General features: G+C 69.3%; 16 protein-coding genes. 13 read left to right on the top strand and 3 right to left on the bottom strand.

The genetic code is table 11. From position 1 onward, the window contains the following. The first annotated feature begins 123 nt into the window (after positions 1-123). The 11 genes from ACIRR9_RS00990 (at position 124) to ACIRR9_RS00940 (ending at position 7,778) form a co-directional block, all read left to right on the top strand. Positions 124-696, top strand: coding sequence for a 2-oxo-4-hydroxy-4-carboxy-5-ureidoimidazoline decarboxylase (locus tag ACIRR9_RS00990; protein WP_403746180.1), 573 nt, complete (start codon positions 124-126; stop codon positions 694-696). Between the two features lie 191 nt (positions 697-887). Then, positions 888-1,268 carry a succinate dehydrogenase, cytochrome b556 subunit gene (gene sdhC / locus ACIRR9_RS00985; RefSeq protein ID WP_362312441.1) on the top strand — a complete coding sequence of 127 codons (381 nt, stop codon included), beginning with the start codon at positions 888-890 and terminating at the stop codon, positions 1,266-1,268. A 5-nt stretch (positions 1,269-1,273) separates the two neighbouring features. After that, on the top strand, positions 1,274-1,756 hold the full coding sequence (locus ACIRR9_RS00980) for a succinate dehydrogenase hydrophobic membrane anchor subunit (RefSeq protein ID WP_384561478.1): 483 nt from the start codon (positions 1,274-1,276) through the stop codon (positions 1,754-1,756). 19 nt (positions 1,757-1,775) lie between these two features. Then, complete coding sequence (sdhA, locus tag ACIRR9_RS00975) at positions 1,776-3,530, top strand: succinate dehydrogenase flavoprotein subunit (RefSeq protein WP_403746178.1); 1,755 nt, start codon at positions 1,776-1,778, stop codon at positions 3,528-3,530. Next, a complete protein-coding gene (locus ACIRR9_RS00970; protein ID WP_359218005.1) occupies positions 3,530-4,294 on the top strand; it encodes a succinate dehydrogenase iron-sulfur subunit in 765 nt (254 codons plus the stop codon). Before sdhA ends, ACIRR9_RS00970 begins: the two co-directional genes overlap by 1 nt. A gap of 148 nt (positions 4,295-4,442) precedes the next feature. Beyond that, the gene (locus ACIRR9_RS00965) at positions 4,443-4,850 is read left to right on the top strand and encodes a hypothetical protein (protein ID WP_403746176.1); all 408 of its coding nucleotides are present in this window, start codon (positions 4,443-4,445) and stop codon (positions 4,848-4,850) included. Between the two features lie 72 nt (positions 4,851-4,922). Beyond that, on the top strand, positions 4,923-5,333 hold the full coding sequence (locus ACIRR9_RS00960; RefSeq protein ID WP_365336626.1) for a VOC family protein: 411 nt from the start codon (positions 4,923-4,925) through the stop codon (positions 5,331-5,333). 94 nt (positions 5,334-5,427) lie between these two features. Beyond that, a complete protein-coding gene (locus tag ACIRR9_RS00955) occupies positions 5,428-5,835 on the top strand; it encodes a hypothetical protein (RefSeq protein WP_365336627.1) in 408 nt (135 codons plus the stop codon). After that, positions 5,832-6,326: a thiol-disulfide oxidoreductase DCC family protein gene (locus ACIRR9_RS00950; RefSeq protein ID WP_403746174.1), complete on the top strand. Its 495-nt coding sequence runs from the start codon at positions 5,832-5,834 to the stop codon at positions 6,324-6,326. Before ACIRR9_RS00955 ends, ACIRR9_RS00950 begins: the two co-directional genes overlap by 4 nt. 9 nt (positions 6,327-6,335) lie before the next feature. Next, entirely contained in the window at positions 6,336-7,079 is a 744-nt protein-coding gene (locus ACIRR9_RS00945; RefSeq protein WP_403746172.1) for a TetR/AcrR family transcriptional regulator, read from the top strand. Positions 7,080-7,169: 90 nt separating this feature from the next. Beyond that, a complete protein-coding gene (locus ACIRR9_RS00940) occupies positions 7,170-7,778 on the top strand; it encodes a Uma2 family endonuclease (protein WP_403747002.1) in 609 nt (202 codons plus the stop codon). On the opposite strand, the gene ACIRR9_RS00935 is transcribed toward ACIRR9_RS00940, so the two are convergent. Beyond that, a complete protein-coding gene (locus tag ACIRR9_RS00935; RefSeq protein ID WP_403747000.1) occupies positions 7,771-10,179 on the bottom strand; it encodes an MMPL family transporter in 2,409 nt (802 codons plus the stop codon). The two genes, ACIRR9_RS00940 and ACIRR9_RS00935, sit on opposite strands and share 8 nt — an antisense overlap. A gap of 177 nt (positions 10,180-10,356) precedes the next feature. Between ACIRR9_RS00935 and ACIRR9_RS00930 the strand changes: the two genes are divergently transcribed. Together ACIRR9_RS00930 and ACIRR9_RS00925 are read left to right on the top strand one after the other, a co-directional pair. Then, positions 10,357-11,055, top strand: coding sequence for a response regulator transcription factor (locus ACIRR9_RS00930; RefSeq protein WP_403746170.1), 699 nt, complete (start codon positions 10,357-10,359; stop codon positions 11,053-11,055). Further along, positions 11,052-12,485 carry a sensor histidine kinase gene (locus ACIRR9_RS00925; RefSeq protein WP_403746167.1) on the top strand — a complete coding sequence of 478 codons (1,434 nt, stop codon included), beginning with the start codon at positions 11,052-11,054 and terminating at the stop codon, positions 12,483-12,485. Before ACIRR9_RS00930 ends, ACIRR9_RS00925 begins: the two co-directional genes overlap by 4 nt. Positions 12,486-12,560: 75 nt before the next feature. On the opposite strand, the gene ACIRR9_RS00920 is transcribed toward ACIRR9_RS00925, so the two are convergent. Together ACIRR9_RS00920 and ACIRR9_RS00915 are read right to left on the bottom strand one after the other, a co-directional pair. Continuing rightward, a complete protein-coding gene (locus ACIRR9_RS00920; RefSeq protein ID WP_403746165.1) occupies positions 12,561-12,962 on the bottom strand; it encodes an ATP-binding protein in 402 nt (133 codons plus the stop codon). A 59-nt stretch (positions 12,963-13,021) separates the two neighbouring features. After that, positions 13,022-14,563 carry an ABC transporter substrate-binding protein gene (locus ACIRR9_RS00915; RefSeq protein WP_403746162.1) on the bottom strand — a complete coding sequence of 514 codons (1,542 nt, stop codon included), beginning with the start codon at positions 14,561-14,563 and terminating at the stop codon, positions 13,022-13,024. Between the last annotated feature and the right edge of the window lie 134 nt (positions 14,564-14,697).

Genomic DNA, 14,697 nt, shown 5'->3' with positions numbered 1-14,697 from the left:
CGTCATCCAACCGCTCCGAAACTCTCCCGTTCGGGTGAAAAACAAGCAACCAACGGACACGCCGTGAACGTCCTCGATAACGTCAACGACACATCTCTCACAGCATTCCCTGCCACACCGCATGTGACGCGAGGACCCACGCTGCCCGCCCACCGCCTGCCCCATCTCCCCACCCCGCTGGACGCGTTCAACGCCGCCCCCGCCGACGAGGCCGGCGCCCTGCTCCTGCACTGCCTGCACAGCATGCGCTGGTCCCGTCGCATCACGGACCACCGTCCCTACCCCGACGTGGCCTCCCTCCTGGCAGCGGCGGACGAGGCGACGTACGACCTGTCCCCGGGGGACCTGTCGGAGGCGCTGGCGGGCGAGTGCCTGCCGCCGGTGCCCGAGGGCACCTACCCGGCCGCCCACACGGCCCTGAGCGCGGCCCACGCGACCTACGAGGCCCGCTTCGGCCACGTCTTCGTCATCTACCTGGGCGACACGCCGCCCGCCGAATCCCTGGACCACGTCCTGGCAGGCATCCGATCACGTTTGACAAACGATCCGGAGGAAGAGCGGGTCATCGCGGCGGAGCAACTCCGGCGCCTGGCCAGGGGACGGCTCGAGTCCCTGCTGAGGGGCGCGGGGCAGCATCCATCAGCGGCTCCGCCGCGGGGCGCGACCAGCCCAAACGGCGCCGCACCCGGCAAATAACCGAACAACCCACCCCAGATGCCGCACGGCTAACCCATACGCGTGCCAGTTTGATCACACCGGTAGGCCCGGCGTAAGCCCATCGGTAGCGCATCGCTACGATGCTGGGGGCCGGTGGACCGTACCCGGCCGGGCCCGACCGACAGCACAAGCCGGCGCGGCCCCGATACCCCGCTCCCGGAGGGACTTCCGTGCCGGCTGGAACGCTGTACCGCGGCCGGGAAGGAATGTGGTCCTGGGTGGCTCACCGAGTCACCGGCGTCCTCATTTTCTTCTTCCTGTTCGTTCACGTGCTGGACACCGCTCTCGTCCGCGTCTCGCCCGAGGACTACGACAAGGTCGTAGCCACGTACAAGACGCCGATCGTCGCACTGCTGGAGTACGGCCTCGTGGCCGCCATCCTCTTCCACGCCCTCAACGGCCTGCGCGTCATCGCCGTCGACTTCTGGTCGAAGGGCCCGCGCTACCAGAAGCAGATGCTCTGGACGGTCGTCGGTGTCTGGGTCGTCCTCATGGTCGGGGCCATCTACCCCGTTCTCGGCCACGCCGCTCGTGTCCTGTTCGGGAGCTGACGCAGATGTCGACCACTGAAACCCCCGCCGCCGGCGTCGGCCCCGTCGAGGGCGCCCCGCTCTTCAACGTGGACAACCCGGCACCCCTCATCGAGGCCCCGCGCAAGCGCACCAAGAAGACCCCGCGCTCCACCCGCGGCAACTTCGAGATGGCCGCCTGGCTGTTCATGCGCCTGTCCGGCGTCGTCCTGGTCGTCCTGGTCCTCGGCCACCTGCTGATCCAGCTGGTGCTCGACGGCGGCGTGTCGAAGATCGGCTTCGCGTTCGTGGCCGGCCGCTGGGCGAGCCCGTTCTGGCAGGTCTGGGACCTGCTGATGCTGTGGCTCGCGATGCTGCACGGCGCGAACGGCCTGCGCACGATCATCAACGACTACGCGGAGCGCGCGAACACCCGGCTGTGGCTCAAGGGCCTGCTCTACACGGCCACGGTGTTCACCATCCTGCTGGGCTCACTGGTGATCTTCACCTTCGACCCGAACATCCGCTAGGCACGGGGCTGCGAGAATCATGAAGATCCACAAGTACGACACCGTCATCGTCGGCGCCGGCGGCGCGGGCATGCGCGCGGCCATCGAGTCGACGAAGCGCAGCCGCACCGCGGTCCTGACCAAGCTCTACCCCACCCGCTCCCACACGGGCGCCGCGCAGGGCGGTATGGCCGCCGCGCTCGCCAACGTGGAGGAGGACAACTGGGAGTGGCACACCTTCGACACGGTCAAGGGCGGTGACTACCTGGTCGACCAGGACGCCGCCGAGATCCTGGCGAAGGAGGCCATCGACGCCGTCCTCGACCTGGAGAAGATGGGCCTGCCGTTCAACCGGACGCCCAACGGCACGATCGACCAGCGCCGGTTCGGCGGTCACAGCCGCAACCACGGCGAGGCCCCGGTCCGCCGGTCCTGCTACGCGGCCGACCGCACCGGCCACATGATCCTCCAGACGCTGTACCAGAACTGCGTCAAAGAGGGCGTGGAGTTCTTCAACGAGTTCTACGTCCTGGACCAGCTGATCACCGAGGTCGACGGCGTCAGGAAGTCGTCCGGTGTGGTGGCGTACGAGCTGGCCACCGGCGAGATCCACATCTTCCAGGCGAAGGCGGTCATCTACGCCTCCGGCGGCACCGGCAAGTTCTTCAAGGTGACGTCGAACGCCCACACGCTGACCGGTGACGGCCAGGCCGCGGTCTACCGCCGTGGGCTGCCGCTGGAGGACATGGAGTTCTTCCAGTTCCACCCGACCGGCATCTGGCGCATGGGCATCCTGCTGACGGAGGGCGCCCGCGGTGAGGGCGGCATCCTCCGCAACAAGGACGGCGAGCGCTTCATGGAGAAGTACGCGCCGGTCATGAAGGACCTCGCGTCCCGTGACGTCGTGTCCCGCTCCATCTACACGGAGATCCGTGAGGGCCGCGGCTGCGGTCCCGAGGGCGACCACGTCTACCTCGACCTCACCCACCTCCCGCCGGAGCAGCTGGACGCCAAGCTCCCGGACATCACCGAGTTCGCGCGCACCTACCTCGGTATCGAGCCGTACACGGACCCGATCCCGATCCAGCCCACCGCGCACTACGCGATGGGCGGCATCCCGACCAACGTCGAGGGTGAGGTGCTGAGCGACAACACGACGGTCGTCCCGGGCCTGTACGCGGCCGGCGAGGTCGCCTGCGTCTCGGTCCACGGCGCCAACCGCCTCGGCACCAACTCGCTCCTGGACATCAACGTGTTCGGCCGCCGGGCGGGCATCGCGGCCGCCGAGTACTCGCACACTGTGGACTACGTCGAACTCCCCGAGAACCCGGCCGAGTTCGTCGTCTCGCAGATCGAGCAGCTGCGTACCTCGACGGGCAACGAGCGGGTCGCCACGCTCCGCAAGGAGCTGCAGGAGACCATGGACGCCAACGTCATGGTGTTCCGCACCGAGCAGACGATCAAGACGGCGGTCGAGAAGATCGCGGAGCTGCGCGAGCGCTACAAGAACGTCTCGATCCAGGACAAGGGGCGTCGCTTCAACACGGACCTCCTCGAGGCCATCGAGCTCGGCAACCTCCTGGACCTCGCCGAGGTCATGGCGGTCTCCGCCCTCGCCCGCAAGGAGTCCCGCGGCGGTCACTACCGCGAGGACTACCCCAACCGCGACGACGTCAACTTCATGCGCCACACCATGGCGTACCGCGAGGTGGGCGACGACGGCGCCGAGTCCATCCGTCTCGATTACAAGCCGGTCGTCCAGACCCGCTACCAGCCGATGGAGCGTAAGTACTGATGGCAACCCCCGTTCTGGACAAGGTGGAGGCGGAGGCCGCGGCCTCGGACCACCTGATCACGGTCACCTTCCGGGTCCGCCGGTTCAACCCGGAGGTCTCGGCGGACGCGGTCTGGGAAGACTTCCAGCTGGAGATCGACCCGAAGGAGCGCGTCCTCGACGGCCTCCACAAGATCAAGTGGGACGTCGACGGCACGCTGACGTTCCGCCGCTCCTGCGCGCACGGCATCTGCGGCTCGGACGCGATGCGGATCAACGGCAAGAACCGTCTTGCCTGCAAGACCCTCATCAAGGACATCAACCCCGAGAAGCCGATCACGGTCGAGCCCATCAAGGGCCTGACGGTCCTGAAGGACCTGGTCGTCGACATGGAGCCGTTCTTCCAGGCGTACCGGGACGTCATGCCCTTCCTCATCACGAAGGACACGAACGAGCCCACGCGCGAGCGTCTCCAGACCGCCGAGGACCGCGAGCGCTTCGACGACACCACGAAGTGCATCCTCTGCGCCGCCTGCACCTCCTCGTGCCCGGTCTTCTGGAACGACGGCCAGTACTTCGGCCCGGCCGCCATCGTCAACGCGCACCGCTTCATCTTCGACTCGCGCGACGAGGCCGGCGAGCAGCGCCTGGAGATCCTGAACGACCGCGACGGCGTGTGGCGCTGCCGCACGACCTTCAACTGCACGGACGCCTGCCCGCGCGGCATCGAGGTCACCAAGGCGATCCAGGAGGTCAAGCGAGCGCTGATCACGCGCCGCTTCTGACGTCTCCTTCGGTACGTCGGCCAGGGCCCCGTCTCCCGGTTTCACACCCGGGGGCGGGGCCCCGCCCGTTGCCCGAGTCCCTGGCCTCCCGATCGTCACTGCTCCTGGAATCGACGGCGACGGCGGCAGGCGTGGAGGGAGCGCCGGGTTGTCAGCTCTCTGGCCATACGACCAACGCCAGGCGAATACGGACGAGTTGCGCACCGCGACGAACGCGGCCACCTCGCTCGGGGAGTTCCTGCGGCCCGGACTGCGCACACTGGAGCGGCATCTCGACGAAGCCCGGGCCGGCCGAGAGCTGTCGCAGCTGCGGGTCGCCCTGTCCACCCGCCTGGAGGCCAGGTACGGCGCCCGGGTCCGGTCCCTGCCGTCGACCTCCACCGTGCCCGACCACCTCTTCGTGCTGCGCAGCCATGTGGACAGCCTCGACGGACTGATCGCGGTCGCGCGCAACGACTTCAGCCGGGCCGTCCCGCTGCCCGACGGCTGGGACCCGTCGATCGCGGTACAGGTCCAGCCGGCACGGCGGAGGGTCCAGCACCGTTTCGGCCGTTGAGGCGACAGCCGGGTGGGTGACCCCCTGGTCCGGCGGCAGGGGTGTCCGGAATGCCCCGCCTAACCTGATGACATGTCAGATGACGAGTCGTACGAACTGCTCGGGTTCGACAACGTGCTGGTCCCCGTAGGGGATCTGGCGGATGCCGTCGCCTTCTACGAGCGCGTCGGATTCACCGTCGGCTTCCGGTTCGACGAGGGCGGGATCGCCCTGCTGAAGGTCGGGGGCGAGACCCCCGGGGTGCTGCTGCGGGTCGAGGAGGGTCTGGGGTACCGGCCCGCGGTGTGGGGCTCGCCACGGGTGTGGCTGGAGGTGCCGGACGCGCGCGCGGCGACCCGGAGGCTGAAGACCGCCGGGATCACCGTGCTCGACGAGCCGTTCTCCGTCGCCACCGGCTGGACCGTCGAGATCGCCGACCCCTGGGGCAACATCCTCGGGTTCACGGACTACATCAAGCGGCCGGAGCTCGGGCGCCGGACGTGAACGGGGTCACTCCACAACCGAGTTGAACACGTTCAAAAGCAGGTCTACAGTCATCCCTGTCAGCGTTTTGAACGCGTTCAAGAAGGGGTGGGGCATGGACCGTACCGTCATCGCCTACGTCATCTACCTGCTCGTCAGCATCGGGCTGACCATCTGGGTGGCCCGCACGCTCAGCCGCAACGGGCGGATCTTCCTCTCCGACGTCCTGCAGGGGAACGAGAAGCTCGCCGACGCCGTCAACCACCTCCTGGTGGTCGGCTTCTACCTCGTCAACCTCGGCTTCGTCGCGCTCTACCTGCACACCAGCGACACCATCGAGGACACCCGCGGGATCTTCGAGGCGCTGTCCTCGAAGATCGGGGTCGTGCTGCTCGTGCTCGGTGTGATGCACCTCGGCAATGTGTACGTGCTGAACCGGATCCGGCGCCGCGGGGTCATGGAGAAGGAACAGCTCCCGCCGGTCCCGCCGCAGGGCTGGACCGCGCCGGCGGCCGGGGCGTGAGCACCGTGACCGCCACCGACGACCGGGGCGCCGTGCGCGTCCCGGTCCACGGGCTGACCGTTCTCTACGACGCGGAGTGCACCCTCTGCACCCACCTGCGCGACTGGCTCGTCCGGCAGCCGCAGCTGGTGCCGCTCGCCCTCGTCCCCGCCGGGTCGGACGAGGCCCGGGCCCGGTTCCCCGAGCTGGATCACGCGGCCACCTTCGACGAGGTCACCGTCGTCGGCGACGGAGGGCAGGTCTACCGGGACACCGCCGCCTGGATCGTCGTCCTGTGGGCGCTGCGGGAGCAGCGGCCGCTCGCCCACCGGCTGAGCACACCGGCGGGGGCGCGGCTGGCCCGGGGCGCGGTGCTGGCCGCCGCCAGGTGGCGGGGCGCGCAGTGGGGCGGGAAGGTGTACCGGCGGGCGGACGGATGGGCGTACGACCCCGGTCTCGGCTGGACTTACGACCCTCCGGGGTGTGACAGCGGCGTCTGCGCCACTCATTAGGATCTGTCCGTGTCCGCGAAGAACGACGGTCCCGTCGAGGCCGGTGCCCAGAGCAAGTCCGAGCAGACCCGCGCGCTGATCCTGGAGACAGCGATGCGGCTGTTCCGGGAGCGTGGCTACGAGAAGACCACGATGCGGGCCATCGCCACGGAGGCCGGGGTCTCGGTCGGCAACGCGTACTACTACTTCGCCGGCAAGGAGCACCTGATCCAGGGCTTCTACGACCAGCTCGCCGCCGAGCACCGGGTGGCGGTCCGCGAGGTCCTGGACCGGGAGACCGACCTGGAGGCGCGGCTCGCGGGCGTGCTCAAGGTGTGGCTGGACATCGCGCTGCCGTACCACGAGTTCGCGGTCCACTTCTTCAAGAACGCCGCCGACCCCGACAGCCCGCTCAGCCCCTTCTCCCCGGAGAGCGAGCACGCCCGCGACGAGGCGATCAGTGTGCACCGGGAGGTGCTGGCCGGGGCGAAGACCAAGGTGGCCCCCGAACTGCGGGACGTACTGCCCGAGTTGATGTGGCTCTCGCAGATGGGCCTGGTCCTGTACTGGATCTTCGACCGGACGGAGGGCCGGGAGCGCAGCTACCGGCTGGCCGAGCGGGGGGCCCGGCTCACGGCTCGGGGCGTCTCGCTGGCCCGCTTCCGGATGCTACGACCGCTGGTCCTGGAGGTCCACGAACTGTTCACGGACTTCCTGCCGGGGATGACCCGGGTACTGCCGGATCCGGGGGGCAAGGGGCGCCGGGGCGAGTGATCACTTTCGGGTGAACGGGGTCGAACGGGACACCGAGGGTGCCGCGTGCCTACGATGATGCTCTCGACACCAGCCCATGGGAGGCACGTGATGTCCGCAGCATCCGTCGAGCGGCCGCATGAGGACCGTCCGCTTATCGCGGAGGCCAATCGGCTCATGGACCGCAATCCGGGGCATCGCGTCGAGATCATCGGAGGCAAGATCGTCGTGGCCCCGCCACCGGACGGACCGCACGCCGTAGCGTTGACCGACCTCATGCTGCCCTTCTGCACAGCCGGTCTCCACGGGGATGAGTCCAGGGTGGTTCAGGGCATCGGCCTCTGGCTGCCGACAGGCACGGAAGACTATGCGATCCCTGATCTCTCCCTGGTCGATGCCGATTTCCAGGACCACTACGTCGAGAACAACTGCTACGAGCCGGCCTGCTTCCGCTTGGTCCTGGAGGTCACCTCCAACAACTGGAAGCACGATCTGCGGGACAAGGTCAAGGCCTACGCAAGCGCCAAGCTTCCGGTCTACGTGATCGTCGACCGGAAGCACCAGCGTCTCCACGTCCTCACAGACCCCGCCGGGGACGACTACGAGAACCACCGTCCGTACTCACCTGACGAGATCGTCACCCTGCCCGCCTCGATCGGCGCCGACGTCACGCTCCATGTCGGCAGGGTTCTGAAGGCCGGTCAGCCGAGGACTAGCTGACCGCGTCCACCTCCCCCTCAGCCAGCTCCACGTCGTACACCACAGGCCCCTCCGTCACCGTCACCTGCCGGGCCTTCGAGCCGTACGACGATGACGACACCGCCAGCAGATACGCACCCGGCACCGGGACCGACACGATGTAGGAGCCGTCCGCCAGGGACGTCACGCGGTCCAGCTGGCGCCCGCCCTTGGACATCAGGGCCACCGACGCGTCCTCCACCGGTTCGCCGTCCGGCGTGCGGACGAAGCCGTGGATCGCCGTCGCCGGGCCGGTCGGCTCGGTCGGCTCCGGGGCCGGCTCCTCCTGCGGCTCCACCGCCAGATGCGGCAGCCGCTTCTCCAGCCAGTCCGGCAGCCACCAGTTGGAGCCGCCCAGCAGGTGCATCGCCGCCGGGACCAGCGCCGTACGCAGGATGAACGCGTCCAGGGCGACCGCCGCCGCCAGGCCCACGCCCGCCATCGCCGCGCCCGAGTCGCCGCTGAGGACGAAGGCGAGGAAGACGCAGACCATGATCAGGGCCGCGGAGTTGATGACGCGGCTGGTCTCGGCGAGGCCGACCCGGACCGCCCGCGCGTTGTCCTTCGTGTGCACCCACTCCTCGTGCATCCGGCTCACCAGGAACACCTGGTAGTCCATCGAGAGGCCGAAGAGGAGGGAGAGCATGATGACCGGGAGGAACGCGTTGATCGGGCCCTCCTTGCCGAGGCCCAGCAGACTCAGGCCCCAGCCCCACTGGAAGACCGCGACGAGGACGCCGAAGGAGGCGGCCGCGGCGATCAGGTTCATCAGGGCCGCCGTCAGCGGGACGACCAGGGAGCGGAAGGCGACCAGGAGGAGCAGGAATCCCAGGCCGATGATCGTCGCGATGAAGAGGGGCAGGCGGTCGCCCGTGACGGAGGCGAAGTCCTTGGAGACCGCCGTCACGCCGCCGACGTGGGCCTCGGCTCCGGCCTTCGGGATCACCTGGTCGCGGAGGGTGTCGATGAGGTCGTCCGTCTCCTTCGACTGCGGGGACGTCGTCGGGACCACCTGGATGACCGTGACGCCCTTCGCCTCGGGCAGTTCGGCCACCTGGGCGATGCCCGGGGTCGACTTCAGGTCCTTGACCAGCGTGGTCGTGTCGCCGCCGACGCTGACGACCTGGAGCGGGCCGTTGAAGCCGGGGCCGAAGCCCTCGGCGAGCAGGTCGTAGGCCTTCCTGGTGGTCGTGGACGCGTCGTCGTTGCCCTGGTCGGTGGCGCCGAGGCGGAGGGAGAGGACCGGGATGGCCAGGACCGCCATGACGACGAGGGCCAGGGCGGCGATCCGGCGCGGGCGCTTCTCCACGTTCACCGACCAGCGGGCCGCCAGGCCGCTCGCCTTTTCCGGCTCGGGACCCGCGGCGGCCAGCCTGCGGCGCTGGCGACGGCTGAGGACGCGCGGGCCGAGGAAGCCGAGCAGGGCGGGCAGGAGGGTGGTGGCCGCGAGGACGCTGAGCACCACCGTCAGGGAGGTGCCGATGACCACGCCCTGCAGGAAGGCCAGTCGCGTGACCAGCATGCCGGCGAGCGCGATGCAGACCGTGCCGCCCGCGAACAGCACCGCCCGTCCCGAGGTGTTGAGGGCGGTGACCGCCGACTCCTCGGGGTCCAGGCCGCGCAGGATGCCGCGCCGGTGCCGGGTGACGATGAACAGGGCGTAGTCGATGCCGACGCCGAGGCCGATCAGGGAGGCCAGCAGCGGGGCGATGTCCGGGATGTCGGTGGTGTGGCTGAGCAGCTGGGTGGAGAACAGGCCCATGCCGACGCCGAAGACGGCGATCGCGATGGGCAGGGTCATGGCGAAGAAGGAGCCGAAGGCCAGGAAGAGGACGACGGCCGCCGCGATGATGCCGACCATCTCGGAGAGGCCCTGCGGCGGCTCCTGCACGCGCTGGATGGCCTGGCCGCCCAACTCGACCTGCAGTCCGCCGCGTTCGGCGTGCTGCGCGGTGTCGAGGACCTTCTGGACGAGGTCCTTGGGTATTTCGTTCGCACGCTGGGCGAAGGTCAGCTGGGCGTACGCGATCTTGCCGTCCTGGCTGATCTGCGCGGCCCCCCGGGCACCGGAGTACGGGCTGGTGACCGCGCCGACGCCCGTCATCTTCGCGATCTCGTCGAGGGCCGGCTGGATACGGCCGCGGACCGCCTGGTCCCGCACCGAGCCGTCGGTGACCTTCCAGACCACGGTGTCCGTGTCACCGGACGTGCTCGGGAAGGCCTTCGTCATCAGGTCGTACGCGGTCTTGGAGTCCGTGTCGGGAAGGGAGAAGACGTTCGCGTAGTTCGTGCCCGCGGACGAGGCCGAGAAGCCCACGCCGAGGAGTGCCCCCACCCACAGCAACAGGACCACCAGCCGGTGCCGATAGCACCACCGTGCCAATGCCGTCACGCTCAACAGCTCCTTGAAATCAGATCCGGTTCGGTCGGTTGGTCCCCCAGGTCCTGGGCAACAGGATTGGTGGCGGGACGGGCGCCGGGACACGCGGCGCGCATGACTCTCAAGGAACTCCAAAGTTGCGGGCCCCCGGCTGTCGGCGGGGACGCCGATACTGGGGGCATGACGGCTCCAGGCAGCACCGTGCTGATCGTGGAGGACGAGCCGAGCATCGCGGACGTCCTCGCCATCGCCCTGCGCTACCACCGGTTCGAGGTGATGACGGCCGGCACGGTCCAAGGCGCCCTCGCGCTGGCCGAGCGCACCCGGCCGGACGCGGCCCTGCTGGACGTGATGCTGCCGGACGGCGACGGGCGGGCGCTCGCCCGTGAACTGCGCGTGCGGCAGCCGGACCTGGCCCTCGTCTTCCTGACCGCGCGGGACGCCCCGGCCGAGATAGTCGGCGCCCTCGGCTACGGCGACGACTACATCACCAAGCCCTTCAACATCGACGAGGTCGTCGCCCGTATCGGCGCGGTGCTGCGCCGCACCCGCCCGGCCGACGTCATCCAGCAGCGGCCTCCGCTGCGCTACGGCGACCTGGAGCTGGACGAGACGACGTACTCGGTGCACCGCGCGGGCCGCACGGTCGAGCTGACCCCGACCGAGTACGCGCTGCTGCGCTTCCTGGTGCGCAACGGCGGCCGGATCGTGCCCAAGGAGCAACTGCTCAAGCACGTGTGGCAGTACGAGCACGCGCCGTCCGAGTCCACCGTCGTCGAGACCTACATCAGCTACCTGCGGCGCAAGCTGGACGCCCTGGGCGCGCCGGGCACACCGGTGATCACCACCCGGCGGGGCGTCGGATACGGCCTGGCATGAGCCTCCAGAAGCGCCGGCACCGGCACGGGGCGCACTCGCTGCGCGGCAAACTCACCCTGGCCAACGTCGGGCTCCTCGCCGTCGGCATCGTGGTGGCGACCACGGTCAGCATCATGGGCATGCGGCTGTACCTGCTCGACCAGGTGGACTCCGAGCTGCTCAAGACACGGACGTCACTGGGGGGTTCAGGGCTCACCCTGCGGCAGGTCGACTCGCTGACCGCGCTCGGCGTCGTCCGGGAACGGATCTCCCCCTCGGAGTCCGATCCGACCCCGGACTCGATCTTCACCGTCGTCGACACCAAGGGCGAGCCGCTCAGCGTCTTCGACATGAAGCCGACGCAGGCGCAGCGCGCGCTCGCGGCCGCCGTGGACGACCCGCGCGCCCTCACCGCCGCCCGCGACCCGCACGACATCGACGTGCACGGCGCGGCCTACCGGGTGACGGCGACCCGGCTCGCCGACGGCCCCTACATCCTGCTGGCCACCTCGACCGAGCTGCTGCACAAGGGCATAGCCAAGGCGCTCAAGCTGGACTTCGCCGTCGGCTCCCTGCTGCTCGCGCTGCTGTGCTGTCTGACCATGTACAGCGTGCGGCGCCGGCTGCTGCCGCTGGAGGACATGGTGGAGACGTCGTCGGCGATAGCCGAGGGCGACCTGACCCGGCGGGTGCCGTCGAGCCAGCATCCGACGGAGGAGGTCGAGCAGTTGCGGCTCGCCCTCAACTCCATGCTGCACCAGGTGGAGACGGCGTACCGGACGCGCGAGCGCAGTGCGGCGCAGCTGCGCCGGTTCGTCGCCGACGCGTCGCACGAGCTGCGGACGCCGCTCGCCGCCATCCGCGGCTATCTCCAGCTGTACGACAAGGGGATGCTGAACGAGCCCGGGGAGCGGCGGCGGGCCTGGGACCGGATGCACGGGGAGGTGGACCGGATGGGGCGGCTGGTCGACGAGCTGCTGCTGCTGGCGCGGCTCGACCAACGGCCGGAGATCCGGTTCCGGCACGTCGATGTGAGCCGGCTGGTGCGGGACGCGGCGGAGGATCTGCGGGTGCAGCAACCGAGTCGGCGGGTCGCCGTCTCCGCCGACGGCGCGGTGCTGGTGCGGGCCGACGAGTCCGGACTGCGGCAGGTGCTGGGCAACCTGGTGTCAAACGTCCGTACGCACACGCCGGTCGAGGCGGCTGTGCGGTTGGGGGTGGAGCGGTCGGACGGGGTGGTGCGGGTGTGTGTGGCGGACGAGGGGCCGGGGCTGGGGGAGGCGGACGCGGGGCGGATCTTCGACCGGTTCTTCCGGGTGGGGAGTGCGGAGGGGAGCGGGCTGGGAATGGCGATCGTGCAGGGGGTGGTGGAGGCGCACGGGGGTGAGGTGTGCGTGCGGACGGCGCCCGGGGAGGGGCTGGCCGTGACGGTCACGTTGCGATCGGTTTGAGTCTCGGGTGCGGGTGCGTGGGGGTTGATCGCGCCCACGCGGCGGTAGCCGCACATCGGCACAGCCCCGCGCCCCTTACGGGGCGCTCGATACCAACGCCCACACGGTCTTGCCGTGGGTTCCCCGGCCCCATACACCCCACGCCGCCGCGATCGTCTCCACCAGGTGCAGGCCCCGGCCCGTCTCGTCGTCATCCCTCACGATCCTCAGCCGGGGCTCCACCCGCCCCTCGTCCGAGACCTCCACCAGGCACGAGCCGTCCGACAGCGCCGTCACCGCCACCTCGAACTCCCGCTCCGGCAAGGGGCCGTAGCGTACGACGTTGGTGGCCAGCTCGGAGACGAGCAGCATCGCGTCGCCGGCCGTCGGGGTGTCCGGGCCATGGCCCCAGGAGGCCAGATGGTCCCGGACCCGGTGCCGGGCCAGGCCCACGGATGCCGGGTGCCCGGGGAGCCGGAAGGCGTTGCGTCTCAGCACGTCTGCTCCTCACCCCACGCGCGCCGCCGTCGCACGACGCTGCGTCGGGTGTCCGCCGGTCAGATCCAGTTCAGACTCCACAGCCGGAACACACCCGTGCTGTCGTTCAGGTACTGGCTGCCGCCCACGTCCTCGCTGCTGACGACGTAGTCCGTGCGCTGCCAGAGCGGGATCAGCGGCACGTCTTCCGCCACGTCGGTCTGGATGGTGCGGAAGTCCTGGTCGACGCGGCTGCGCTCGGCGTACCGCTGGCTGTCCTGGATGAGGTGGTCGACGGCCTTGTTGCTGTAGCCGGTGCTCATCACGGAGTCGCTGCCGACCAGGGAGGCGCCGAAGGTGTCCGGGTCGGGATAGTCGGCGACCCAGCCGACCGCCCAGGCGTCCATCTTGCCCGCGGCCCACGACTTCTGGAAGTCGGTCCACTCGTAACCCTTGACGTCGACCTTGAACAGGCCGCCCGCCTCCAGCTGCTGCTTCAGCGCGGCGGCCTCCTCGGCTCCCGAGCCGTGGCCGATGCCGTAGCCGAAGGTGAACTTGACCGGGGTACTGACGCCGGCCTCCGCCAGCAGCGTCTTCGCCTTGGCGACGCTCTGCTTGGGGTACGTGTCGAAGAAGGACGTGGTGTGGCCGGTGAGGCCGGTCGGGATCAGCGAGTACAGCGGCTCCACCGTCCCGTCGTACACGGTGGCGGCCAGTTCCTCGCGGTCGACCAGCCAGGCCAGCGCCCGGCGGACGAGGACGTCGTGCAGGGGTGACTTCGCACGGGTGTTGAGGTACAGGTTGCGGGTCTCGGAGCTGTCGGACTCGGCGACGCGCTGGTCGGGGTCGCTCGGCGAGAGCTTGGACACCATGGCCGGCGGCAGCGTGCGGGTGGCCACGTCGATCTGCTTGGCCTTGTACGCACTGCTGAGCTTGGCGGAGTCGGCGTAGTAGTCCAGCCGGACGGGGCGGCCGGTGCCGCTGAGGTCGCCCTTGTAGTTGTCGTTGGGCTTGAGGGTCGCCTGCTTGTTCTTCGTGTACGACGTCAGGGTGTACGGGCCGGTGCCGTCGACCGAGTCACCGGTGCGCAGCCGGTTCGCCGGGTACTTGTCCTTGTCGACGATCGAACCGGCGCCGGTGGCCACCTTGAACGGGAACGTCGCGTCCGCCGACGACAGGTGGAATTCGACGGTCCTGCCGGAGGCGGTGACCGAGTCGAGCGTCGAGAGCAGGGAGGCCGGGCCGACGGGATCGTTGATCCTCTTGATCCGGTCGAAGGAGTACTTCACGTCCTCGGCGGTCATCGCCCGGCCGCTCGGGAAGGTGATCCCGTTGCGCAGTACACAGCGGTACGTCTGCAGGCCGGAGTCCGTGAAGTCACAGCTCTCGGCCGCGTCCGGGACCGGCTTGACGCCGTCCGGCTCAAAGGTGAGCAGTGACTGGAAGACGTTGTTGTACAGCGCCCAGGAACCGGCGTCGTAGGCGCCTGCCGGGTCGAGCGAGGTGACGGCGTCGGTGGTGCCGACGGTGATCGTCTTGTTCTTGTTCTCCTGCGCCGGCAGTAACTGCCAGCCGCCGATCCCCACGACCGCCAGTACGAGAAGCGTGACGAGAATCCGCATGCGAACAGATCGCACGGTTGGTTGCCCTCCCCATAAACGTCACTCCCCTAAGTGACGCGGCTCACCTAACCACAGGAGTTTCATGTGAGGGAAGAGTGATCTGACGAGATGAGGAAGAACTTACCGACCGCTCG

This window comes from Streptomyces sp. NPDC101234 (genome assembly GCF_044767525.1).
Lineage (GTDB): Bacteria > Actinomycetota > Actinomycetes > Streptomycetales > Streptomycetaceae > Streptomyces > Streptomyces sasae.
The sequence above is the reverse complement of the archived record's forward strand: the minus strand, read 5'-3'. Positions and strand labels throughout refer to the sequence as shown.